At 71.2% G+C, this 23341-nt stretch carries 21 protein-coding genes and 2 pseudogenes; 10 read left to right on the forward strand and 13 right to left on the reverse strand.

Going from position 1 to position 23341, the window contains the following annotated elements; all coding sequences use genetic code 11:
* Window positions 1-136: 136 nt before the first annotated feature.
* Genes AC3ETA_RS10785 through AC3ETA_RS10800 form a run of 4 tightly spaced genes read left to right on the forward strand, consistent with a single transcriptional unit; the run spans window position 137 to window position 3709 of the window.
* Window positions 137-1240 carry an aliphatic sulfonate ABC transporter substrate-binding protein gene (locus tag AC3ETA_RS10785; RefSeq protein ID WP_432192611.1) on the forward strand — a complete coding sequence of 368 codons (1104 nt, stop codon included), beginning with the start codon at window positions 137-139 and terminating at the stop codon, window positions 1238-1240.
* 41 nt (window positions 1241-1281) lie between these two features.
* The gene (locus AC3ETA_RS10790; RefSeq protein ID WP_432192612.1) at window positions 1282-2070 is read left to right on the forward strand and encodes an ABC transporter ATP-binding protein; all 789 of its coding nucleotides are present in this window, start codon (window positions 1282-1284) and stop codon (window positions 2068-2070) included.
* Entirely contained in the window at window positions 2057-2950 is an 894-nt protein-coding gene (locus AC3ETA_RS10795; RefSeq protein ID WP_432192613.1) for an ABC transporter permease, read from the forward strand. Before AC3ETA_RS10790 ends, AC3ETA_RS10795 begins: the two co-directional genes overlap by 14 nt.
* A gap of 6 nt (window positions 2951-2956) precedes the next feature.
* On the forward strand, window positions 2957-3709 hold the full coding sequence (locus tag AC3ETA_RS10800) for a sirohydrochlorin chelatase (protein WP_432192614.1): 753 nt from the start codon (window positions 2957-2959) through the stop codon (window positions 3707-3709).
* Between the two features lie 29 nt (window positions 3710-3738).
* Here the strand turns inward: AC3ETA_RS10800 and AC3ETA_RS10805 are convergent, their stop codons facing one another.
* From AC3ETA_RS10805 to AC3ETA_RS10820, 4 genes and pseudogenes are all read right to left on the reverse strand, one after another.
* Window positions 3739-4029, reverse strand: a complete 291-nt coding sequence (locus AC3ETA_RS10805; RefSeq protein ID WP_432192615.1) for a hypothetical protein — start codon at window positions 4027-4029, stop codon at window positions 3739-3741.
* Between the two features lie 220 nt (window positions 4030-4249).
* Window positions 4250-4432: pseudogene (locus AC3ETA_RS10810) on the reverse strand (ketopantoate reductase family protein); the annotation flags it as partial.
* Window positions 4420-4791: a nuclear transport factor 2 family protein gene (locus AC3ETA_RS10815; protein WP_432192616.1), complete on the reverse strand. Its 372-nt coding sequence runs from the start codon at window positions 4789-4791 to the stop codon at window positions 4420-4422. The gene AC3ETA_RS10815 and the pseudogene AC3ETA_RS10810, both read right to left, overlap by 13 nt.
* The gene (locus AC3ETA_RS10820) at window positions 4784-5332 is read right to left on the reverse strand and encodes a DUF1697 domain-containing protein (RefSeq protein ID WP_432192617.1); all 549 of its coding nucleotides are present in this window, start codon (window positions 5330-5332) and stop codon (window positions 4784-4786) included. Before AC3ETA_RS10820 ends, AC3ETA_RS10815 begins: the two co-directional genes overlap by 8 nt.
* Window positions 5333-5695: 363 nt before the next feature.
* On the opposite strand from AC3ETA_RS10820, the gene AC3ETA_RS10825 reads away from it, so the two are divergent.
* Window positions 5696-7963 (forward strand): MMPL family transporter, encoded by a 2268-nt coding sequence (locus AC3ETA_RS10825; protein WP_432192618.1) that lies wholly within the window; start codon window positions 5696-5698, stop codon window positions 7961-7963.
* A 74-nt stretch (window positions 7964-8037) separates the two neighbouring features.
* Here AC3ETA_RS10825 and mgt read toward each other — a convergent pair.
* The 4 genes and pseudogenes from mgt to AC3ETA_RS10845 all read right to left on the reverse strand — a co-directional run bounded on the left by mgt (window position 8038) and on the right by AC3ETA_RS10845 (window position 12616).
* Window positions 8038-9280 (reverse strand): annotated as a pseudogene (gene mgt / locus AC3ETA_RS10830) (macrolide-inactivating glycosyltransferase).
* A gap of 290 nt (window positions 9281-9570) precedes the next feature.
* Entirely contained in the window at window positions 9571-10851 is a 1281-nt protein-coding gene (locus tag AC3ETA_RS10835; protein ID WP_432192619.1) for an ABC transporter substrate-binding protein, read from the reverse strand.
* The gene (locus AC3ETA_RS10840; RefSeq protein WP_432192620.1) at window positions 10851-11684 is read right to left on the reverse strand and encodes a carbohydrate ABC transporter permease; all 834 of its coding nucleotides are present in this window, start codon (window positions 11682-11684) and stop codon (window positions 10851-10853) included. Before AC3ETA_RS10840 ends, AC3ETA_RS10835 begins: the two co-directional genes overlap by 1 nt.
* Window positions 11681-12616, reverse strand: a complete 936-nt coding sequence (locus tag AC3ETA_RS10845) for a carbohydrate ABC transporter permease (protein WP_432192621.1) — start codon at window positions 12614-12616, stop codon at window positions 11681-11683. The genes AC3ETA_RS10840 and AC3ETA_RS10845 overlap by 4 nt, the downstream gene beginning before the upstream one ends.
* Window positions 12617-12786: 170 nt before the next feature.
* On the opposite strand from AC3ETA_RS10845, the gene AC3ETA_RS10850 reads away from it, so the two are divergent.
* On the forward strand, window positions 12787-13650 hold the full coding sequence (locus AC3ETA_RS10850) for a phosphotransferase enzyme family protein (RefSeq protein ID WP_432192622.1): 864 nt from the start codon (window positions 12787-12789) through the stop codon (window positions 13648-13650).
* Window positions 13651-13654: 4 nt separating this feature from the next.
* Here AC3ETA_RS10850 and AC3ETA_RS10855 read toward each other — a convergent pair whose 3' ends face one another.
* Window positions 13655-14653 (reverse strand): LysR family transcriptional regulator, encoded by a 999-nt coding sequence (locus AC3ETA_RS10855; protein WP_432192623.1) that lies wholly within the window; start codon window positions 14651-14653, stop codon window positions 13655-13657.
* Between the two features lie 94 nt (window positions 14654-14747).
* Between AC3ETA_RS10855 and AC3ETA_RS10860 the strand changes: the two genes are divergently transcribed.
* Both AC3ETA_RS10860 and AC3ETA_RS10865 read left to right on the forward strand, forming a co-directional pair.
* A complete protein-coding gene (locus tag AC3ETA_RS10860) occupies window positions 14748-15716 on the forward strand; it encodes a DMT family transporter (RefSeq protein WP_432192624.1) in 969 nt (322 codons plus the stop codon).
* Entirely contained in the window at window positions 15677-16177 is a 501-nt protein-coding gene (locus AC3ETA_RS10865; RefSeq protein ID WP_432192625.1) for a YbaK/EbsC family protein, read from the forward strand. Before AC3ETA_RS10860 ends, AC3ETA_RS10865 begins: the two co-directional genes overlap by 40 nt.
* A 21-nt stretch (window positions 16178-16198) precedes the next feature.
* Here AC3ETA_RS10865 and AC3ETA_RS10870 read toward each other — a convergent pair whose 3' ends face one another.
* From AC3ETA_RS10870 to AC3ETA_RS10885, 4 genes are all read right to left on the reverse strand, one after another.
* Entirely contained in the window at window positions 16199-16921 is a 723-nt protein-coding gene (locus AC3ETA_RS10870) for a 3'-5' exonuclease (protein ID WP_432192626.1), read from the reverse strand.
* 143 nt (window positions 16922-17064) lie between these two features.
* Entirely contained in the window at window positions 17065-18303 is a 1239-nt protein-coding gene (locus AC3ETA_RS10875; RefSeq protein ID WP_432192742.1) for a DUF5919 domain-containing protein, read from the reverse strand.
* Between the two features lie 103 nt (window positions 18304-18406).
* Entirely contained in the window at window positions 18407-19717 is a 1311-nt protein-coding gene (locus AC3ETA_RS10880) for a copper amine oxidase (protein WP_432192627.1), read from the reverse strand.
* 99 nt (window positions 19718-19816) lie between these two features.
* Window positions 19817-20632: a Tat pathway signal sequence domain protein gene (locus AC3ETA_RS10885; protein WP_432192628.1), complete on the reverse strand. Its 816-nt coding sequence runs from the start codon at window positions 20630-20632 to the stop codon at window positions 19817-19819.
* A gap of 181 nt (window positions 20633-20813) precedes the next feature.
* On the opposite strand from AC3ETA_RS10885, the gene glgX reads away from it, so the two are divergent.
* Both glgX and AC3ETA_RS10895 read left to right on the forward strand, forming a co-directional pair.
* Window positions 20814-22961 carry a glycogen debranching protein GlgX gene (gene glgX, locus AC3ETA_RS10890; protein ID WP_432192629.1) on the forward strand — a complete coding sequence of 716 codons (2148 nt, stop codon included), beginning with the start codon at window positions 20814-20816 and terminating at the stop codon, window positions 22959-22961.
* A gap of 57 nt (window positions 22962-23018) precedes the next feature.
* The gene (locus AC3ETA_RS10895) at window positions 23019-23282 is read left to right on the forward strand and encodes a hypothetical protein (protein WP_432192630.1); all 264 of its coding nucleotides are present in this window, start codon (window positions 23019-23021) and stop codon (window positions 23280-23282) included.
* Window positions 23283-23341 lie beyond the last annotated feature (59 nt).

The following is a 23341-nucleotide window of genomic DNA, read 5'->3' on the forward strand; positions in this document are numbered from 1 at the left end:
CGGCAGCGGCGTCCTGGGCAGCGGACAGGGCGGGGTCTCGCGATGTGTGCGCTGAGCCGCTCTTCGTCCATCCGCCGATCTCCCGGCCGCGCCTGAGAAGGGCGTGAGTGCCGGGCCACCGAGAGGAACCCCTCCCGTGCCTGCCACCCCCGCCCTGCGACGGACGCTCGCCGTCCTGGCCGCGCTGCCGCTGCTCGCCCTCGCGGCGTGCGGCTACGGCTCGCAGGCCAAGGACAACGCCGAGCAGGCGATCGCCGGGGCGGCCAAGGTCGACGGCCTGGACTCGGTGAGGATCGGCTACTTCGGGAACCTCACCCACGCCACCGCGCTGGTCGGCCGGCACGAGGGGCGGTTCCAGAAGGAGCTGGGCGGCACCAGGGCGGAGTACGCCACGTTCAACGCCGGTCCGTCGGAGATCGAGGCGCTGAACTCCGGCTCGATCGACATCGGCTGGATCGGCCCGTCCCCCGCGGTCAACGGCTACATCAAAGCGGGCGGCAAGAACCTTCGGATCGTCTCGGGTTCGGCCTCGGGCGGCGTGAAGCTCGTGGTGAACCCGGAGAAGATCAAGTCCCTGAAGGACGTCAAGGGCAAGAGGATCGCCACCCCACAGCTCGGCAACACCCAGGACGTGGCGTTCCTCAACTGGGCCGCCGAGCAGGGCTGGAAGGTCGACGCGGAGAGCGGCAAGGGCGACGTCTCCGTCGTCCGCACGGACAACAAGATCACGCCGGACGCCTACAAGTCCGGCTCGATCGACGGTGCGTGGGTGCCCGAGCCGACCGCGTCGAAGCTGGTCGCCGAGGGCGCCAAGGTACTCCTGGACGAATCCGACCTGTGGCCGGACAAGAAGTTCGTGATCACCAACGTGATCGTGTCGCAGAGCTTCCTGAAGGAGCACCCGGAAGCCGTGGCGGCCGTGCTGCGCGCCTCGGTGAAGACCAACGAGTGGATCGACGCCAACCCGGACGAGGCCAAGGCGGCGGCCAACGCCCAGCTCGAGGCCGACACCGGCAAGCCGCTCCCGGCCGATGTGCTCGACCCCGCGTGGCGGTCCATCCGGGTCACGGACGACCCGCTGGCGGCCACGCTGAACACCCAGGCCGAGCACGCGGTCGAGGCGGGGCTGCTCCAGCAGCCGGACCTGGCCGGCATCTACGACCTGGCACCGCTGAACAAGGTCCTCAAGGGCGAGGGCGAACCCGAGGTCGACGACGCCGGACTCGGCGCGACGTCGTGAGCAAGGCAGTGATCCCGATGAGTTCCCAGGAGGTGACGACCATGGCGACAGTCCTCGCCGAGGCCGCCGACACGGATGTGTCCGTGGAGCACGCCGCGCGCATCGACCACGTCTCGAAGTCCTTCGCCGGCCCCGCCGGGCAGCAGCTGGTCCTCGACGACATCAACCTCGACGTGGCGCCCGGCGAGTTCGTCACCCTCCTCGGGGCGTCCGGCTGCGGCAAGTCGACGCTGCTGAACCTGGTGGCCGGCCTCGACCGGCCCAGCGCGGGCAGCATCACCACCGACGGCCGCCCGGCGCTGATGTTCCAGGAGCACGCCCTGTTCCCGTGGCTGACCGCGGGCAAGAACATCGAGCTCGCCCTGAAGCTGCGGGGTGTCGCCAGGGCCGAACGGCGCGAGCGCGCCGAGGAACTCCTCGAACTGGTCCGCCTCAAGGGCGCGTACGGCAAGCGGGTGCACGAGCTGTCCGGCGGTATGCGCCAGCGCGTCGCCATGGCGCGGGCGCTCGCCCAGGACAGCAAGCTGCTGCTGATGGACGAGCCGTTCGCCGCGCTCGACGCGATCACCCGCGACGTGCTGCACGACGAGCTGACCCGTATCTGGCGCGAGACGCGGCTGTCCGTCCTGTTCGTCACGCACAACGTGCGCGAGGCGGTCCGCCTGGCGCAGCGCGTCGTCCTGCTGTCGTCCCGCCCGGGCCGGGTCGCGCGGGAGTGGACGGTCGGCATCCCGCAGCCGCGCCGCATCGAGGACGCCGCGGTGGCGGAACTGTCCCGGGAGATCACGGAAGAACTGCGTGGGGAGATCCGCCGTCATGGCCAGCACTGAGACGACCGCCGCCAAGGACGGGGCCGATCTCGCCGGACTCGAAGCGGGCCTGGACGCACTGGAGACGGTCCAGACGGGCCGTACGCCGTTCCGCAGGACCCTGACCCAGAAGATCCTGCCGCCGGTCGTCGCCGTCGCGCTGGTACTGGCGGTGTGGCAGTTCCTGGTGTCGTCCGGGACCGCCGGCGATCCGACGAAGCTGCCCGCGCCGTCCGACGTGTGGGGCGAGCTGCGCGAGTCGTGGCTGGAGGGCACCCTCCACGAGTACATCTGGACGTCCGTCTCGCGCGGTCTGCTCGGCTTCCTGCTGGCGCTCGCGATCGGTACGCCGCTGGGTCTGCTGGTCGCGCGGGTGAGGTTCGTGCGCGCGGCGATCGGGCCGATCCTGTCCGGTCTGCAGTCGCTGCCGTCGGTGGCGTGGGTGCCGCCGGCGGTGATCTGGCTGGGCCTGAACGACCGGATGATGTTCGCGGTGATCCTGCTGGGCGCGGTCCCCTCGATCGCCAACGGCCTGGTCTCCGGCGTCGACCAGGTGCCGCCGCTGTTCCTGCGGGCCGGCCGCACGCTGGGCGCGACGGGTCTGAAGGGCACCTGGCACATCGTGATGCCGGCGGCGCTGCCCGGCTATCTCTCGGGCCTGAAGCAGGGCTGGGCCTTCTCCTGGCGTTCGCTGATGGCGGCGGAGATCATCGCGTCCTCGCCCGACCTCGGCACCGGCCTCGGCCAGCTGCTGGAGAACGGCCGCAACACGAGTTCCATGTCGATGGTGTTCTTCGCCATCCTGCTCATCCTGATCGTCGGCATCGCCATCGACCTGCTGATCTTCAGCCCGCTGGAGCGGTGGGTGCTGCGCAGCCGCGGTCTGCTGGCAAGGAGCTGAACCCCGATGTCCAAGAAACCGGTCCTCCTCGTCATCGCCCACGGCAGCCGCGACCCGCGGCATGCCGCGACCGTGCACGCCCTGGTGCGGCGGGTCCGCGCGCTGCGCCCCGACGTGCGGGTGGAGACCGGCTTCCTGGACTTCAACATCCCCTCCGTGCAGGGCGTGCTGGAGTCGCTGGCGGCCCAGGGCGTGCGGGATGTCGTGGCGCTGCCCCTGCTGCTGACCCGCGCCTTCCACGCGAAGGCCGACATCCCGGCGGTGCTGCGGGACGCGCCGCCGCAGCTGCGGATCCGGCAGGCGGAGGTCCTCGGCCCGTCGCCGCTGCTGACGGCTGCCCTGGAGCGGCGCCTGTACGAGGCGGGCCTGACGCCCGCCGACAAGTCCTCGACCGGGGTCGTGCTGGCCTCGGCGGGGTCCACCGACCCGGAGGCGATCGCAGTGATCGCTGAAATCGCGCGGGAGTGGCGGCACACCGGTTGGTGCGCCGTGCGGCCTGCGTTCGCCTCCGCCGGCTCTCCCGCGGGGTTCCCCCGCACCGAGGACGCGGTGCGGGAGCTGCGCGAGCTGGGCTGCGAGCGGGTGGCCGTGGCGCCGTACGTCCTGGCGCCTGGCTTCCTCCCGGACCGCATCGCCCGGGGCGCGGCCGAGGCGGACGTCCTCGCGGACGTGCTGGGGGCGGCGCCCGAGGTGGCCCGGGTCCTGCTGGAACGCTACGAGGCGGCGCGGGTGCCGGTGCTGGCGGCCGTCGGGGCCTGAGCGCCCCGGCACCCGGGCGTCCCGGGGCGTCACACCTCCAGCACGCGGCCGATCTCCTGGACCAGGATCAGACAGCCGCCGCCGGCCGCCACTCCGGTGCCGATGGCCTCCAGGGCGAAGCGGATCCGGCCGCGGTTGGCGGGCAGGCCGTCCTGAGCGGCGTACAGCAGCTCGTCCCGGACGATCTCCCCCTGCGGGACGAGCGCGGGCTTCTCGATGTGCAGCCGCTCCACGAGCCGCTCCGCGAGGCGCAGCAGCGCGACCGGGTCGGATCCGTCGTGGGCCGAGCCGTCGAAGTCGCGCCTGTTGTAGGTATTCACTGTCCCGCCTCCTGTGGCTTGCACGGCCGAGAGCTCGACCGCGCCGTGGCCCGGCCGCACCGCCGCGGGCATGCCTGTGCCGCGCCGCCCGCCACGGTGACCTGCTCTTCCCGCCGTCCTGGCGCGGATCACCCTAGGGACAACGGCCGCTGTTTGTCGCCTGGTTGGGCCGAGCCGCGGTCAGTTGAGCAGCGTGTGTTGACGACAGCCTCGTCGGCCGTCCGCCGACGGCGCCCGGGGCGGGACCCCAGGTCCGCAGTGCGGCCACGCTGTCCTGGGTCTTCACGGCGAGCACGAGGACGTCGTCGGGGCGCAGTTCCCCGAGCGCGGCGGGTCCGTCGACGACGGGCAGCAGACGGCTCCGGCCCCGATGACGACGTAGCGCAAGGTCTACTGCCCCTCGGCGGGGAACGGCGTCCCCTGATGGAAGTACATCTGCCACCCGGCGTCCGTGCGCCGCCACAGGGAGCTGCGGTGCGCGCGGCTGCCGTTGTACTCGGTGTCGAAGGTGAGGTGGACGAGGTCGGGCGCCAGCCGGACGCCGTGCATCTCGGAGGTGACGACATGGCGATGCGGATCGTTGTCCACGGGCAGCCGTGCCATGGTCGACTCCCGGTCCCAGCGCCTGCCCGAGGAACCGAACTCGTGGAACTCGGGGTGCAGCAGCGCCCCCAGCTCCTCGGGCGAGCGGCGGACCTCGGGGTCGAGCAGTCTCAGCTCGCCCTCGACGGCTGCGCGTACGGCGGGATCCTGCTCAGTCACCGGTCATCTCCACGAGTTTCACGACGGTGTTCCAGTTGCGGCTGGTGGCGGTCAAACCCTTGTTGATCCGCGGTCTCGACAGGATTTCGGCGAGCTTGGATCGGCCCAGGCCGTTCGGGGCGTACAGGTACAGGGCGCGGTCGCCGAGCCGGAACTCCTCCGGGAGGTGGGCGTCCCGGTCGATCTCCGCGAAGCGCTCGGCCTCGACCGGGGCGGAGAAGTAGGTGACATGGAGCTGCTTGGGCTCCAGTTCGGCCGCGGGGAAGGGGCAGTTGTCGGCGATCGCCTTGAGGTAGGGGTGGTCGCGGACGATCACGTCGACGGCGAAGCCGAAGTGCTTCTCGATGGCCGTGGCGAGCTCCGCGGCGAGGGACTCCTCGTCTCCGTGGTCGGCGGCGAACACGGCCTGGCCGCTCTGGAGATGGGTGCGAACGCGGTCGTGGCCGAGACCGGTCATCAGGGTGCGCAGTTCGGCCATCGGGACTTTTCTGCTGCCGCCCACGTTGATGCCACGGAGCAGCGCCGCATACGTCGTCGTCATCCGGCCACCTTATGGCGATCCCGCACGCCCCGGGCAGTCCGGTCATGGCGAGACGGCCGTCGTGCCCAGTGGGGGCGGGCACGACGGCCGGACCCGTAAGTTACTCACCGGTCAGCATGCAGCACAAGCTCCTTCACCCGATCCGCCAGACCGCGCCTCCCTGATCCACTCCCCCGACCCGGCCGGATAGATGTAAGGGACCCCCATCCTCCCCAGTGGGGAGGGACCGCGGTCCGAGGGGATGACTTCCGGCCGCGCCACTTCACCGGGGAGCACGACGAGATGGCTTTATCCGGCCCATACCTTCGAAACGAAAGGAGGCGGCAGGGGGCCGCCACCGCAAGACGAGGGGGCAAGCCCGTCATGGGGAACGGAAAAACGCGGGTACGGGGCCTCGCCGCCCGCGCCGGCGGCTGGAGCGCCCGCCATCGATGGGCTGCCGTCGGCATCTGGGTGCTGTTCGTCGTCCTGGCGATGGGGCTCGGTTCGGCGGCCGGCCGGGTCGACGTCAAGGACAGCGACCAGCTCAAGGGCGAGACGCACACCGCAGCCAAGATCATCGAGGACGCCGGGATCGAGGAGCCGGCCGGTGAGACGGTCCTGATCCAGGCGAAGGACGCCTCGCTCAAGGCCACCGACGCCGAGTTCAGGGAGGCCGTCACCGCCGTCGTCAAGGCGGTCGAGGGCACCGGCAGGGTCACGGACGTGACGTCGCCGTACGACACGCGGACGATCTCCGAGGACGGCCGCAGCGCGCTGGTGCAGTTCGACATACGCGGTGACTCGGACACCGCGGGTGAGCGCGTCGAGCCGGTGCTGAACGCGGTCGAGGACGTCCAGAAGGACCATGGGGCGGTGCGGATCGAGGAGATCGGCGGCGCCAGCATGATGAAGACGTTCGACGACGCGTTCGGGGACGACTTCCAGAAGGCCGAGTACTCCGCGGTGCCCGTGGCCCTCGGCATTCTGCTCATCGCCTTCGGCGCGCTGGTGGCGGCCCTGCTGCCGGTCCTGCTGGCGGTCACCGCGATCATGGCGACGACGGGCCTGATGGGCGTCATCAGCCATGTGATGCCGATGACGGACGCCGCGAGCTCCGTGATGCTGCTGGTCGGCCTGGCCGTCGGCGTCGACTACTGCCTGTTCTACCTGCGCCGCGAGCGCGAGGAACGCCAGGCCGGCCGGGACCCGCAGACCGCGCTGAGGGTCGCCGCCGCCACCAGTGGCCGCGCGATCATCGTCTCCGGTGTCACGGTGTGCGTGGCGATGGCGGGCATGCTGTTCACCGGTCTCGCCGAGTTCGAGGCGATGGGCCTGGCCTCGCTGATCGTCGTGGCGGTCGCCATGGTCGGTTCGGTGACGGTGCTCCCGGCACTGCTGTCGCTGCTGGGTGAGCGGGTCGAGAAGGGCAAGATCCCCTTCCTGCACCCGGAGAGCAGGCTCCGCCGCGACAAGGGCGGCGCGAACCGCGAGAGCCGGTTCTGGACGGCCGTGCTCAAGGGAGTGCTCGCGCGGCCCGTCATCTCGGTCGTCGTCGCGGCCGGTGCGCTGCTCGCCATCGCGGCTCCCGCGGTCGGCATGAAGACCCAGAACCTCACGCTGGACCAGGAGTTCGGCGACTCGCTGCCGATCGTGCAGACGTACAACCGGGTCAACGAGGCCTTCCCGGGCGGTTCCGAACCGGCCGAGGTGGTCGTCAAGGCCGACGACATCAACGCTCCCGAGGTGAAGTCCGCGCTCGCCGACTTCCGTGACCGTGCGGTCAGTTCGGGCGCCTCGCGCGGCCCGGTCGAGATCAAGCTGCACGACGAGCAGAACATCGCCTTCGTGTACGTCCCGCTGGTCGGCGGCTCCGACCTCGACAAGGCGGGCGCGAGCCTGGACAAGCTGCGCGACGACGTGCGCCCGGCCACGCTGGGCAAGGTCGACGGCGTCGAGGCGCCGATCACCGGGCAGGTCGCGGGCTCGAAGGACTTCAACGACCAGCTCGCCGGAGCGGTCGTCCCGGTCTTCGCGTTCGTGGTGGTCTTCGCCTTCGGGCTGATGCTGCTGTCGTTCCGCTCCCTGACCGTCGCGGTCACGTCGATCGTGCTGAACCTGCTGTCGGTGGGCGCGGCGTACGGCATCCTCGTCGCCGTCTTCCAGCACGGCTGGGGCGCCTCGCTGGTGGGCGCGGAGGGCGTCGGCGCCATCATCACCTGGCTGCCGCTGTTCCTCTTCGTGATCCTGTTCGGCCTGTCGATGGACTACCACGTGTTCGTCGTCTCACGGATCCGTGAGGCACGGCTGCGGGGCCGCAGCACGAAGGACGCGATCCAGCACGGCGTGGTCACCACGGCCGGTGTCGTCACCAGCGCCGCGGTCATCATGGTCGCCGTGTTCGCGATCTTCGGCACGCTGTCCATGCAGTCGATGAAGCAGATGGGCGTCGGCCTCGCGGCCGCGGTCCTCATCGACGCGACGATCATCCGGGGCGTCCTGCTCCCGGCGGTGATGGCCCTGCTGGGCGAGCGCAACTGGTACTTCCCGAAGTGGCTCAACCGCCTGCCCGACATGACCCACGACGAGGCACCCGAGGCCGTGACCCACGGCACGGCCCACGACGACAAGGGCGAACGCGTACCGGTCTGACCCACCCGTCCCAGATGCAGGGCCCGTTGACTCCGGGGGAGCCAACGGGCCCTGCTCCCTTCTGAGGCGTCCCCTCACGCCTTCCGTACGGCCGTCAGCTCCCTCTCGATCAGGTCGGCGGCCCGTGGGGTGCCGCCCTCCTCGGACATCTGGGCCTGGATGCCCTTCAGGCGCCGGGCGACCTCCGGGTCGGCGGTCAGGGTGAGGGCGGTTTCGCGCAGGGTTTCGGCGGTGGCCTCCTCGGTCGGGAGGTGGCGGGCGACGCCGAGGGACTGGAGCATGTCGGCGTTGCCGAACTGGTCGACCGCCTGGGGGACGGCGATCATCGGGGTGGCCGTGGCCAGGCCCTCCTGGCTGCCGCCCGCGCCGGCGTGGGTGACGAACAGGTCGGCCTGCTTGAGGATCGCCAACTGCGGTACCCAGCTGTGCACTTCGACGTTGGGCGGGATGTCACCGAGCTCGGCGGGGTCGACGTGCCTGCCGACCTGGAGCACGAGGTGCCAGCCCGGCAGACCGGCGAAGGCGCGCACGCACTCCCGGTAGAACGCCGGCTGCTTGGTGAAGGACGAGCCGAGGGAGACGAGCGCGACCTTCTCGGCCGCCTCCGGCCGGCGCCAGTCACCCTCGGCGGTGCGGTCGCCCTGGCAGGCGCCGACGAAGGTGTGGACCGTCTCGTCGACACGGTCGGCGTTGGGCTGGAGGGCGCGCGGGATGAGGACGAGGGAGCGGTCGGGACGGCCCGCGAACGGATCGGGGTGCCGGGTGATGCCGTTCTCCTCCAGCCAGGTGTGGAAGCGGCGGTAGTAGGCCTGCCCGCGCTCGGTCCTCTTCGGCTCCGCCCACATCGGCTCGGCGATCTCCTCCTCGTAGCCCTCCCAGGCGACGAGGTTCGGCGAGAGCGAGATCGCGGGCACGCCCCAGCGGTGGGCGAGGACGCGTGCCGGGTACGAGGTGATGTCGTGCAGGACGAGGTCCGGCTCGTCCCCGTCGTACGCCTCGATCAGCTGCGGGAGCGCCTGGATCGCGTCGGCCAGGAACGGCTCGACGTTGTCCAGCAGGGTGCTCCCCCACGCCTGCGGGTCGGCGTCGGGGCCCGGCAGCGTGGAGTTCCAGAGCTTCGGCTCGGCGCCGGTGGCGGCGACCTTCTCGGCGAAGGCCGGCGGGATCGCGTAGGTGACCCGGTGCCCGCGTGCCACGAGCTCGCGGATCACTTCGAGGCTGGGGTTCACGTGGCCGTGCGCGGCGATGGAGAACATGGCGATGTGAGCGGGACTGGTCATGACCCCGACGCTAATCGAGACGATACGTCTCGTGCAACTCGCTTTCGTGTCGTGGGCACCCCCAGCACCTCGTGCAGGCTCGGCCACGCCCCCGGCGGCACCTCGCCGACGAGGGCCCTCGGGACGACGCGTGCAGCTCGTAGGCGAGTCGTCCGGCGGCCGTGCGGTCGGCGGGGAAAGTCCGGGAGAGCGCGCGGGATACGAGGGTGGGACGGGTCATGGCCTGCGGTCCTTGTCTTCCGTGGAGAGCGGGAAGGGCAGACGAAGGCCCTGACCGGAAGACAGGAGGAAGGACGAGGACAACCGAATAACGGCGACGGCGCCGGGTCAGCGCTGATAGCGGGCCAGGACGAGGTTCCCGTCCTCCTCCAGCCGCTCGCGCAGTTCGTCCAGGCCGATGGCTCCGCTGTAGTACTCCTGGAACGCGGGCGTGGCGATCTTGTCCTTCCACTCCGGGTAGCCGCGTACCGACTGCGCGGGCGCCGAGCGCAGATGTGCGGCGAGGGCGGTGCCGGTGGCCCAGTCGTTCTCGGTCGTGTGCAGGGCCGGGTCCTTCAGGGCCTCGGTGCCGGTGGGGAGCATCCAGTCGCCCAGGGCCAGCCGCACCATGTTGTCGGGGCGCAGCAGGAAGTCGATGAACTCGGCCGCCTCCCGTTTGTGCGGGCTGTCCTCCGCGATGGACAGGGTCTGCGGACTGACGCCCTGGGTGAGTCCGTCGGCGCCGGCCGGGGCGGGCAGCACCTGCCAGTCGAAGCCCTCGGGGGCCTGCTGCACGATCTGCTGCCGGTAGGAGAAGCCGAGCGGGACCATCGCGTACCGGCCGCCGAAGAAGCCGGGCAGGGTGTCCGAGCCGCCGCTGCCCAGGGTCGTCGGGGAGGCGCTGCGGTCGGCGTTGACCTGGTCGTGGACGGTGCGCGGCATGACCTCGTCGTCCGTCCCGAAGCGCACGGTCACCTTGCCGTCGGCGTCCCGGTGGAAGAGCCGGCCGCCGGACGACAGCGACAGATTGAGGGTGGCGGAGACGGGCTCCTTGAGCGGCCAGGCCACGCCGTACTTGCCGTCCCCGCTGAGCCGCTCGGTGACCGCCCGGAACTCGGCCCAGCTCCAGGGCCGTTCGGGGGTCGGAATGCGTACGCCCGCCTGCTTGAGCCACTTCGCGTTGGCGACCAGCACCCGCGGCTCCTGGAGGAACGGCACGCCGTAGATCCCGTCCCCGAAGGTCGCCGTCTCCCAACTGCGCCGCGGGATGCCGGACCTGAGCCGTGCGGGCAGCAGGTCGGTCAGTTCGGCGAGGTAGCCGCCGTACGCGAAGTCCGCGAGGTCGTCCGAGGCGTCGTGGATGATGTCCGGGGCCTCACCGCCCTCGAAGGAGGTGAGGAGCTGGTCGTGGACGCCGTCCCAACTGCCCTGCACGTACTCGACCTCGACGTCGGGGTGACTCGCGTTCCACTCCTTCACCAGCTCCTCGTTGGCCTGGACGGACTCCTCCTGCCAGGCCAGGGACTGGAAGCGCAGGGTGATGCGGCCACCCGCGGAGTCGCCGCCGCCGCTGCACCCGGCGAGCAGCAGCACCAGAGCCAGGCAGCCCAACAGCATTCTCGTACGCATCAGTTCTTCACCGCCCCGGCGAGCATGCCGCCCGTGATCCTTCGCTGGATGAGCGCGAACACGACCAGCGAGGGCAGCGTCGCGAGGAACGCGGCGGCGGCCAGCGGGCCGAGGTCGGCGACGCCCTCCGCACCGATGAAGTGCGTGAGGATCACCGGCAGGGTCTGTTTCTCCGGGGTCTTCAGCAGGACGAGGGCGAAGAAGAACTCGTTCCACGCCGTGACGAACGCGAACATCGCCGTCGCGACGATCCCGGGCGCCAGCAGCGGGGCGGTCACCGAGACCAGGGTCCGCAGGCGCCCGGCCCCGTCGACCGCCGCCGCCTCCTCCAGCTCGGGCGGCACCGCGCGGACGTAGCCGACGAGCATCCACAGCGCGAACGGCAGCGCCCACACCACGTACACCATGATCAGTCCGGGCATCGAGTTGATCAGCCGCAGGTTCTTCAGCACCAGGAACAGCGGGATGATCACCAGGACCAGCGGGAAGGCCTGGCTGACGACCACCCAGCCGGTCGCCGCCCGGGCGAGCCGGGTGCGGTGGCGGGCCATGACATACGCCATCGGGGTCGCGAGCAGCACGGCGACGAGGGCGGCGCCGAGGGCGGCGATCAGGGAGTTGAGGGCGGCGTGCAGCAGTGGCTGTTCGTCGAAGGCCTGACGGAAGTTGGCGAGTGTGGGGTCCCTCGGGATCCAGGTGGGATGCAGGCTGCCCAGCTCACGCGGAGGCTTGAAGGCGGTCGAGATCAGCCACAGGAACGGGAAGGCCAGGAAGACGAGGTACGCGAGCAGGGCCACGTACTGTCCGGCGCGGGCGGTTCGGCTGGTCCTCATGCCTCGGCGCCTCCCCTGAGCCGGCCGACGAGGAAGAGCGCGAGCAGTACCGAGATCACCGCGACCATCACGCATCCCATCGCCGCCGCGTAGCCGAACTGCCCGTAGCGGAAGGCCTCTTCGTAGGCGAAGAGCATCGGCAGGCGGGTGCGGCCGCCGGGGCCGCCGCTGGTGAGGACGTAGACCAGGGCGAAGGAGTTGAAGTTCCAGATGAGGTTGAGCGCCGTGATGGACAGGGCGACGGGCCTCAGCGCGGGCCAGGTGACCGTGCGGAAGCGGCGCCAGGCGCCGGCGCCGTCCACGGCCGCCGCCTCGTGCAGTTCGCGCGGGGTGTTCTGGAGGCCCGCGAGCAGGGCGACCGTCGTGGTCGGCATGCCCGCCCAGATGCCCACGACGACGACGGCCGGCAGGGCGGTGCCGAGCCCGCTCAGCCAGTCGCGGCCGTCACCGAGACCCAGGTCGCGGATCGTCTCGTTGAGGATGCCCGCGTCGGGGTTGTAGACCAGTCGCCACATCACACCGACGACGACCTCGGGCATGGCCCACGGGACGATCGCGAGGGCACGGGCGAGCCAGCGCAGGCGCAGGTCCTCGTTGAGCAGGAGGGCGAGGCCGAGCGCCAGCAGGAACTGCGGGACGGTGACGCAGACCGCCCAGACCAGACCGATCCGGAACGACTCCCAGAACAGTGTGTCGTGCAGCAGGTCCGTGAAGTTGAGCGCGCCGATCCACTGGGTGGGCCGGGTCCGCCCGGACTGGGCGTCGGTGAAGGACAGCGCGATGCCGTACAGCAGCGGACCGACGCTCAGGACCAGGATGGGGATCAGCGCGGGCAGGACCAGGAACCAGGCGCCACGGTCCATGACGCCGCGCCCCTCCTTGCCGCCCGGCGCAGGTCTCACCGCCTTTTCCGCCTCGGTCACCGATGTCACGGAATCAGCCCCTTTGTGCGGCTCGGGTGGGCCCGGTCATGGTCGTGAAGGCGCCGTACCCCCGTCAAGGCCGCGCGCACGCGGTCCGACCTGTGGAAATGCGAGACTGAGCGCGGATGGCGGGAATCCGACGCCGATCCTGGCGGCGGGCGAGCACACGGAGGCGGACGATGGACGAGGCACGGGCGCGGGACGTACTGGCCGCGGCGGAGGTGCTGCCGGGGCCGGCGCGGGACGCCCGGCTGCTCGCCCTGGGCGAGAACGCGGTCTTCGCCGCCGGTGACCTGGCCGTCAAGGTCGGCCGTGACGCCGAACTCCTCGACCGGGCGCGGCGCGAGCTGGACATCGCGGTGTGGCTGGCGGAGGCGGGCGTGCCCGCGGTGCGGGCGGCCGAGCCGAAGGCGCGTCTGGTTCAGGGCCATCCGGTGACCGTGTGGCACCGGCTGCCGGATCCGGTACGGCCCGCCGGGCCACGGGATTTGGCCGAACTGCTTCGGGTCGTGCACGCGCTGCCCGCGCCCTCCTTCGCCCTGCCGCCGCGTGAGTTGCTGGGCGGGGTGGAGCGCTGGCTGCGGCTCGCCGGTGACGCGATCGATCCGGCGGACGCGGCGTATCTGCGGGAGCGGCGGGACGGGTTCGCGGCGGCCGCGGCGGGGCTCACGCCCCATGTGGCGCCCGGGCCCATCCATGGGGACGCGCTGCCGCGCAATGTGCATGTGGGGGCGGACGGGCCGGTGCTGGTCGACCTGGAGACCTTCGCCTTCGATCTGCGCGAGCACGACCTGGTGGTCATGGCGCTCTCGCGGGACCGGTACGGGTTGCCCGCGGCGGCCTACGAGTCGTTTGTCGGGACCTATGGCTGGGACGTGCGCGAGTGGGAGGGCTGTTCGGTGCTGCGCGGGGCGCGGGAGACGGCGAGTTGCGCGTGGGTGGCTCAGCACGCGCCGGGCAATCCGCGGGCGTTGGCGGAGTTCGAGCGGCGGGTGGCGTCCTTGCGGGACGGGGACGAGACCGTGCGGTGGCATTCGTTCTGAGCGCCTACGGGGTGGGGGCTCCTGGTGCGCGGGCGACTGCGGGTGGTTCGTGGCTGGTCGCGCGGTTCCCCGCGCCCCTGTGGGGCGTGGTCCCGCCGTCGGACTGCTGGTGCTGGATGTTGCTTGCGGCGCGGCGCAACTCGGCCAGTACCGTGCGGACCGCCGATCTGGCCGTGCGTTCCGGGCGGTACAGGGCGTCGATGTGACGTCTGGCCTGGACGCCGCTCAGCGGTCTCAGGATCAGCGCCGGATGCCGGGGCATCGTCCAGCGCGGCATCAGCGCGATACCGCCGCCGGCGGCCACCACCTGCGCGACGACCGCGAACTCGTTGATGCGGTGGGCCAGATGCAGGCGCCGCCCGGCCGATGCCGCGATCGCCTCGATGACCGCCAGCACCGGGAAGCCGTCGTGCACGGTGATCCAGGACTCGTCCGCCACGTCGCGCGGGGTGACGCGGCGCTTGGCGGCCAGGGGGTGGTCGGCGGGCATGGCCACGTCCAGCGGCTCACGCAGCAGCGTCGTCACGGCCACCGTGTCCGGCCAGGGCGGGGCGTGGTCCAGCCGGTGGGCGAGGACGATGTCGTACTCCCGGGTGAGCCGGGGGAAGTCCTCCTGCGGCACATCCTCGTCGACGAGCCTCGGCGCCGGTCCGCCCGGCCCGGCCAGCGCGCGGACCAGCAGCGGGAAGAACGCGGTGCCCGCGCTGTGGAACGCCGCCACCGACACCTCCCCGTGCGGCCGCTGCACGAACTCCTCGACCGTGTGCCGGGCCCGCGCGAGTGCCGTCTCGACCTCCACGGCCGCGCCCGCCAGCGCCTGCCCGGCGTCGGTGAGGACCAGACGGCGTCCCTGCCGCTCGGTGAGCGGCACGGGGATCGACCGCTGGAGCAGCCGCAACTGCTGGGAGATCGCCGACGGTGTCACGAGCAGCGCCTCGGCGACCGCCGTGACACTCCCCAGTTCGCCGAGCTCCCGGAGGATCCGCAGCTGCCTTTCGTCCATCGCCCCAGTGTAGGTCGATGATGTAGGGCTGCTAAATGATCGTTTTAGAAAGTGGTACTGGGCTTCAAGGACGTCTCCGGTGCACGGTGGGCGGGTGTCCGACGTCCGCCGTACCGATGCGGTACTCCTCCTTGTCGCGCTCGTCTGGGGTTCCAGCTATCTGTCCGCCCAGACGGCGACCGCGGCCCTGCCCGTCCTGCTCGTCCTGTTCGCCCGCTACGCCCTGTCCGCGCTCACCTGTCTCGGTCTGGTCGCCGCCCGGCGGCGCGGGGCGCACCCGTGGACCCGGGACGAGCTGCGGATCGGGGTGCCCCTGGGCCTGACCCAGGCGGCGGTCCTGGTCGTGGAGACGTACGGCGTCGCCCACACCAGCGCCGCCAACGCCGGCCTCATCATCAGCCTGACCATCGTCCTCACCCCGCTCCTCGACCGCGGCGGCCGCCGCGGCCCGCTGCCCGCCTCCTTCTTCGCCGCGACCGCCGTCTGCGTCCTGGCCGTCGGACTGCTGATGTCCGGCAACGGCTTCCACGAGCCCCGTCTCGGCGACCTGCTGATGCTCGGCGCCGCGCTGATCCGGGCCGTGCATGTCGCCCTCGTCGGCCGCCTGACCGCCGGGCGGGCGGTCCGTCCGTTGCAGCTGACGACCGTGCAGACGCTCGTCGGCACCGCCCTGTTCCTGCCGGTCGTGGCCCAGGACCTGCCGACGCTGGTCCGCTCCGACCCGGCGACCTGGGCCCAGCTCGTCTATCTCGCCCTGTTCTGCAGCGTGTTCGCCTTCCTCGCCCAGACCTGGGCCGTGCAGCGCACCTCCGCCAGCCGGGCCAGCCTGCTGCTGGGCACCGAGCCGGTCTGGGCGGTCGCGGTGGGCGTGGCCCTCGGCGGCGACCGCCTGACCCCGCTCACCGGCCTCGGGGCGGCCCTCATGGTCGCCGGCACCTACTGGGGCCAGGCGGTGGAGCGCGCCCACCGACGCGCACCGGAACACCGGCTCCCACCCGCCGACACCCTCGACAAGGACTCCGCATGCCCGAGCACACCCACCACGACACCTACGACCACCTGATCGCCCTGCTCGACGCCGCCCACGTCGACTACCGCCTCATCGACCACGAGCCCGAGGGCGGCACCGAGGCCGTCTGCGCGCTGCGCGGGCACCCGGCCTCGGAGGCCGCGAAGTGCATCGTGCTGCGGGTCAAGGTGGACCGGCGCACGACACGTCATGTCCTCGCGGTCGTGCCGGGAGACCGGCGCGTGGACCTGGACGCCGTCCGGGCGCTGTTCGGCGCCCGCTACGTCGGCTTCAGCGACGCGGAGACCGCCGAGCGGCTGGCCCACGCCGTCCCCGGCACGGTCCTGCCGTTCAGCTTCGATCCCGACCTCGAGGTCGTCGCGGATCCGGACGTCGTCGGCCGGGCGAAGCTGTACTTCAACGCGGCCCGCCTCGACCGGTCGCTGCTCATCTCCGGCGCCGACTACGAACGGCTGGCCGAGCCCCGTGTCGAACGCATCGCCGCGGCCGCGTAGGCGCGCGAAGGGACACCCTTCTCAGACCGTCTCGTCCGCCGGCTCGCGCAGCGGCCACGTCCCGTCGACCACCGCGCTCGCGTCGCCCTTGCGGCGCAGGAAGTTCTGGAAGTCCGCCGCCCACTTCGCGTACCACTCGATCTGGCGGCGGTGCAGCTCCGCCGGGCCGAGGCCCGCGATCTTGGGGTGGCGGGCGGCTATCGCGCAGGCGAGCCGGGCCGCGGCGAGCGCGTCGGCGGAGGCGTCGTGCGCGGAGTCGAGGACGATGCCGTACTCCCGGCAGACCGCTTCGAGGTTGCGCTTGCCCCTGCGGTAGCGGTCGGCCCAGCGGTCGATGGTGTACGGGTCGATGACCGGGGCGGGTTCCCGGCCGCCCAGACGGTCGCGCAGGGACGGCAGTCCGTACCGCCGCAGTTCGGCGGAGAGCAGGCTCAGGTCGAAGGCGGCGTTGTACGCGACGACCGGTACGCCCGTGTTCCAGTAGGTGACCAGGACGTCCGCGATGGCGTCCGCCACCTGGTCGGCGGGGCGGCCCTCGGCGGCCGCGCGTTCGTTGCTGATGCCGTGGACCGCGACGGCATCCGCCGGGATCTCCACGCCCGGATCCGCCAGCCACTCCTTGTGCCCGATGGGCCGCCCGTCCCTGACCTCGATCACGGCGCCGGTGACGATGCGCGCCTCGCGCGGATCCGTACCGGTCGTCTCCAGGTCGAAACCGATCAGCAGCTCACGGTGCCAGCCCATGGGCGGTCCCCCTTCTTGGTGGTGCGTTCCCCCAGTGGTCTCCACCTTCCCATGTGCCACTGACAATCAGAGGACCGCATTCCGCTTGTGCGCCCCCGAGGCCGGGGCCGGTCGTGGGTGGCCGTCGGCCACCTCGGGACAGTTCAGGACACCGGCCGTGAATCCGCCCACATGAGTTCGAACTCCTCGCGGTACGTCGGGAAGAGCCCGCCTTCGTCGATCTCGTCCGACTTGACCACCCGGGTGCCGTTGCGCAGTACCAGGACCGGCGCCTCCAGGCCCCGTGTCCGCCTCAGATACGTCTGCACGACCGCCACTCCGTCGGCGCCGTCGCCGTCCACGAGGTACGCCGTGAAGCGGGGCGTCTCGTCGAAGACCTGGATCTCGAAGGCTCCGGGGTCCCGCAGCCGGGACCGCACCCGGCGCATGTGCAGGATGTTCATCTCGACCGCGCGACTCAGCTCGCCGCGTCTGATGCCGAGTTCGCGCTCGCGCCGCTTGACCGCGCTGGAGGCCGGGTTCAGGAACAGCAACCGCACCCGGCAGCCGGATTCGGCCAGGCGCACCAGGCGCCGTCCGGAGAAGTTCTGCACGAGCAGGTTGAGGCCGATGCCGATGGCGTCGAGCCGGCGGGCGCCGCCGAAGATGTCCTCGGCCGGGAACTGGCGCAGCAGCCGTACCCGGTCGGGGTGCACGGCGACGACGTCGGCGTAGCGGTCGCCGACCAGGTCCTCGACCGCGTCGATGGGCAGCCGGCGGGCCGAGGGCACGTCGCCGCTGCCGCCGAGGACCTCCAGCAGCCGCGCGGAGGCGCGCTCGGCCTGGTTGAGGACCGCCTCGGACAGGGCCCGGTTGCGGGAGACGACGTTGCGGGTCACCTCGAGCTCGTCCAGGGCGAGTTCGACGTCCCGGCGGTCGTCGACGTACGGCTCGAAGCAGGGCCAGTGCTGCACCATCAGCTCGCGCAGCTGCGGCAGCGTCAGGAAGCTGAGGACGTTGTCGTCGGCGGGGTCCAGCAGATACCCCTTGCGGCGGCTGACCTCACGTACGGCGACCGCGCGCTGCACCCACTCCTGGCCGGCCGGGCCGGCGGCCGCGACGACCCACTCGTCGCCGTGGACGGGTTCGTAGATGGGGCGCAGTACGGCGGCCACGACCGCGCGCAGCCGCTGCTCGACGAGGTTCAGCCAGATGTAGGCCCGGCCCGCTCGTCGGGCGCGCGTACGCACCTCGCGCCAGGCGTCGGGGTCCCAGTCCAGCTCCGGGCCGATGGAACTCGTCTCCATCGGCCGGGCCAGGGACACCGTGCCGGGTGGGACCTCTGTGGAGTTCCCCTCGTGACCCTCGTCACCAGGGGGCAACTCCAGCCCTCCCGAGCCCACCCGCGCACCGCCTTCCGCTCCCCCGAGCACTCCCCGTCTCAACGATCAAGGAAGGGTACTCCGCGAGCGGTGGGCGGTGCAGCCGGATGGACAGGGTCGTTTCTCAACTACGAGGCCGCCAGTGCCCGTTCTGCCACGCGAGCTCGCTCGGAGTGAGCGGATTCATAGCCGTGACGTCACGCGGGACGATGGAGAATCCCTGCCAGTGGACGGGCATGGGCTGCTGGTCCTCGTCCCGGGCGATGTGGTGGAAGCCCACGTTCATCCAGGTGATCGGGTGCTTGAGGGCCTGGCCGCCGACCCACTTGTCCACGGACTTGGGGTGGCCGTTGCCGCAACCGGGGTTGTTGGTGGCGAACTTCTCGCACTTGTTGTACTCGGTGAAGTACAGGTCGTGCTTGGTGAAGCCGCGGCCCGCGTACTTGGTGGTGGCGCCGGGGACGATCTCGTACGAGCGCGCGTGGCCGTCCTTGTTCTTGCCCGTCGCGCTGACCACGCGCCACCAGCGGTAGGCCTTGGCGTCGCCCGCGCGTTCCTTGCCGACCTTGGTGACGGTGGTCCTGATCTTCGGGGCGCGGTCACCGGCGGCGGTCGCGGACACGGTCGAGTCGTACTGTTCGACGCGGTTCTTGGTGGAGCCGTCCAGGCCGAAGTCGAGGCGCCAGAAGACGTTGTGGCTGTGGCTGGTGGCCTTGGCCCGGTCGCCCTTGCCGATGGGCCAGCCGCGGCCGTCGCCTGCGTCGTAGTCGTCGTACGACAGGCTGCCGGTGGCCCCGACGTTCATGGTGACCGTGCCGTCGTCCTGGAAGCGCCACTCGGTCATGTACTCGTACCAGCCGACCTGGTTGACCGTGTAGACGAGCAGGTCCTTGCTCTGGGCCTGGTAGACCTTGTTGGCGGTGTCGCCCTGCATGCGGTAGGCGTGCCCCCGCGCGCGGGTCGTGGTGCACAGGCCCTTGACGTTCGGGTCCTGCCAGGCCTCGGGGACCTTGACGGTCTTGATGGTGCCCCCGGGGCACTCCGCGGGGTTGAGGTTCATCAGGCCCTGGGCGAAGCCGAAGCCCGTGAGGTCGTCGTACTCGACGCTTCCGTCGTCGTAGGGGACGTGGATCTGGCCGAGCCGGGCGCTGTTGAGGACCTTGATCGGCTTGGTCTCGCCCTTGGGCTGGTAGGAGATCTTCTCCAGGACGAGTCCGGCCTTGCCGTCGTAGCGCCAGCACATCCGCCAGGTGGTGCCGCCGGTGAGCTTCTGCTCGATGCGGTAGGCGGCGGCACACTCGGCGGCCGGGGCCGGGGCGGCCTTCGGCTGGGCGGAGGCGGACCCGGCGCCGGTGGTCGCGCCGGCGGCCAGCGCGGCCATGGACAGGCCCACGGCGGCACCCTTGCGGGCGCGGCTCATTCTGTTCACGCGCATGAAGAAATGACTCCCTTACAGGAGGTGCAAGTACGTGAGGTGCCGGTACGCGAGAGGTCGGTACCGGCGTGCGAGTTGGAAAAGCGAACCGAGTGCGGGTCAGCGCATGTCGAGCTTCGCGACCTTGCGGGCGCTCAGGTCGATCACGAAGGAGCGGGCGTCGATCCAGGGCCCGTTCTTGACCTTCGGGAACAGCCGCACGCAGCGGTGTTCGCCGCACTTGTCGAGCGCGGCGGGCTGGGCACCGGGACTGGCCCGGTACACGGCGCCGTTGAGCAGCAGCTGCTCCGGGGAGGTGAGCTCCTTGTCGGTGGCGTCCTTGAAGTCCGCCTTCATGTCCGCGCCCAGCGGGTCGGCGATCAGGATCTTCGCCGCCTCGGCGTACTCGTCACGGCTCAGCGGCGGCTGGACGCCGTGCTCGGTGGCGGTCTGCTCGACCTTCCCGGTGTCGAGGTTGACGATCCGGGTGACGAGCGCGTCGGCCTTGTAGTCGTAGAACGACACCTCGGCCCGGCGCGGCGCGTTCGCGTCGCCCAGTTCGTCGGCGTCGGGCTCGGCGATGTCGACGCCGAGGCGCTGCGGGCCGCGGTCGCCCTCGACGTCCTCGCCGGCGCTGCGCAGCTGCGGGCTCGCCGCGAGCTGTGCGGCCCGGTCCATCTCGTCGTCGGTCAGCGGGTCGTTGCCCGTGCCCTTCTCACCCTCGTTCGGGGCCTGCTCGACGACGCCCGGCGGCACCGCGCCGGCCCCCTGCCCCTGTGCGGCCTGCTGGGCTGCCTGACCGCCGTTGTTCCCTCCCGTTTCGTCGGCCCCCGCCGTCCCCGGCAGGGTGATCCCGACCATCACGGCCGTCCCGGCCACCGCGATGGCCGCACCCGCCACCACCTTGCCCAGATGGCGGTGCACTATCTTGCGCACATCTTCCCCCTACTCCCCCTGCATCCCCGGGAGTACGTGTCGGCCCCACTGGTTTGGCATACCGCGTATGCACTGGTCGCCGGGTAAGAGGGACGTAAGTCAGGGGTGGTTCCATCACTTTCGGGGAGACTCGATGTCAAGGCGCCCCCGGTGGCGCGCTCCGGCTGAAAGAGTCGTGTCCATGCAGGTCTGGCCTGGAGAGGCATATCCACTCGGTGCCACGTACGACGGCGCCGGCACGAATTTCGCGGTCTTCACGGAGGCCGCGGACCGAGTAGAGCTGTGTCTGCTGCACGACGACGGCTCGGAGACGGCGGTGGAACTGCGGGAGAGCGACGCGTTCGTACGGCACGCGTACCTGCCGGGCGTCATGCCCGGGCAGCGGTACGGCTTCCGGGTGCACGGCCCGTACGCCCCGGAGCGGGGACTGCGCTGCAACTCCGCGAAGCTGCTGCTGGACCCGTACGCGAAGGCGATCAGCGGCTCGATCCGCTGGGGCGAGGAGGTGTACGGCTACCACTTCGACGAACCCGACCGGCGCAACGACCTGGACTCGGCGCCGCACACGATGTCGTCGGTCGTGGTCAACCCGTACTTCGACTGGGGCGACGACCGCCGCCCGCGCACCGAGTACCACCACACGGTGATCTACGAGGCCCATGTCAAGGGCCTGACGATGCGTCACCCGGGGCTGCCCGAGGAGCTGCGCGGCACCTACGCCGCCCTCGCGCACCCGGCGGTCATCGAGCACCTCACCGAGCTGGGCGTCACGGCGCTGGAGCTGATGCCGGTCCACCAGTTCGTGAACGACCACCGCCTGGTCGACATGGGCCTGAACAACTACTGGGGCTACAACACCCTCGGCTTCTTCGCCCCGCACAACGCGTACGCCTCCTGGGGCGACCGCGGCCAGCAGGTCCTGGAGTTCAAGTCGGCGGTGCGGGCGCTGCACGAGGCCGGCATCGAGGTGATCCTCGACGTGGTCTACAACCACACGGCCGAGGGCAACCACCTGGGCCCCACGCTGTCCTTCCGGGGCCTGGACAACCCGCAGTACTACCGGCTCACCGACGACCCGCGCTACTACATGGACACCACCGGGACCGGGAACTCGCTGCTCATGCGGTCCCCGCACGTCCTCCAGCTGATCATGGACTCGCTGCGCTACTGGGTCACCGAGATGCACGTCGACGGCTTCCGCTTCGACCTCGCGGCGACACTGGCCCGGCAGTTCCACGAGGTGGACCGGCTGTCGTCGTTCTTCGACCTGGTGCAGCAGGACCCGGTCGTCTCCCAGGTGAAGCTGATCGCCGAGCCGTGGGACGTGGGCGAGGGCGGCTACCAGGTGGGCAACTTCCCGCCGCTGTGGACCGAGTGGAACGGCAAGTACCGCGACACCGTGCGGGACCTGTGGCGCGGCGAGCCGCGCGCCCTCGCGGAGTTCGCGTCCCGGCTGACCGGCTCCTCCGACCTGTACCAGGACGACGGGCGGCGCCCGCTGGCCTCCATCAATTTCGTGACCTGCCACGACGGGTTCACACTGCACGACCTCGTCTCGTACGACGACAAGCACAACCACGCCAACGGCGAGGACAACCGCGACGGCGAGAGCCACAACCGCTCCTGGAACTGCGGCGCCGAGGGCGAGACCGAGGACTGTGCGGTCCTGGCACTGCGCGCCCGCCAGATGCGTAACTTCGTCGCGACGCTGATGCTGTCCCAGGGCGTGCCGATGATCAGTCACGGCGACGAGTTCGCGCGCACGCAGCGCGGCAACAACAACGCGTACTGCCAGGACAGCGAACTGGCGTGGGTGCGGTGGCCGCAGGACGGCGACCCGGCGGGTGGCGACGGGGCAGCGGAGGGGCTGTCCCGCGAGCTGCTCGACTTCACGCGCGCGATGGTGTGGCTCAGGCGGGACCATCCGGTCTTCCGCAGGCGGCGCTTCTTCCACGGCCGGCCGGTCGAGGGGACGCACGACGACCTCTCGGACATCGCCTGGTTCACTCCGCAGGGCAACGAGATGACCCAGCGGGACTGGGACCGGGCGCAGGCGTCCGCGCTGACGGTGTTCCTGAACGGCAACGCGATCTCGGAGCCGGGCTCGCGCGGCGAGCGCATCGCGGACGACTCGTTCCTGCTGATGTTCAACGCCTCCCCGAAGACCTTCGACTTCGTCGTGCCGGTCAATCACGGCCGCCAGTGGCAGGTGGTCGTCGACACCGGCCGCGCGGACGGGGTGCCGCCGGGGACGGGAGCGAAGGTGGAGGGCGGGGACCGGCTGACGCTGGTGGACCGCAGCATGACGGTGTTGCAGCGGCCGGCCTAGGGTGCGGTGCCGGTGCGCGGCCCGTCGGGCACGCGCGCGTGCAGGTGGTCCTCGACGGTGCGTCCGGCGTACGACTCCGGGCGTGCCGTCAGCCCGATCGGGCAGGCGAGCGCCGCGGCGAGGCGCGCCGCCCCGAAGGCCGCCGAGGGGCCGTACGAGCCGCGCGGGCGGCACCACGCGCTCGGTGAGCGCGAAGACCGTGACGAGGTGCGGGGCGTAGGCGACGCCGAGGACGGTGACGGTGACGGTGCCGTAGAGGGCGAGCAGGGCCTCGGTCCACAGCAAAGGCGTCGCGGGCCCCGGCCCGGCGGGCAGCCGTAGAGGGCGGGCAGAGCCTCGGTCCACACCAAAGGCGTCGCGGGCCCCGGCCCGGCGGGCAG

The sequence above is a fragment of the Streptomyces sp. bgisy027 genome (assembly GCF_057710365.1).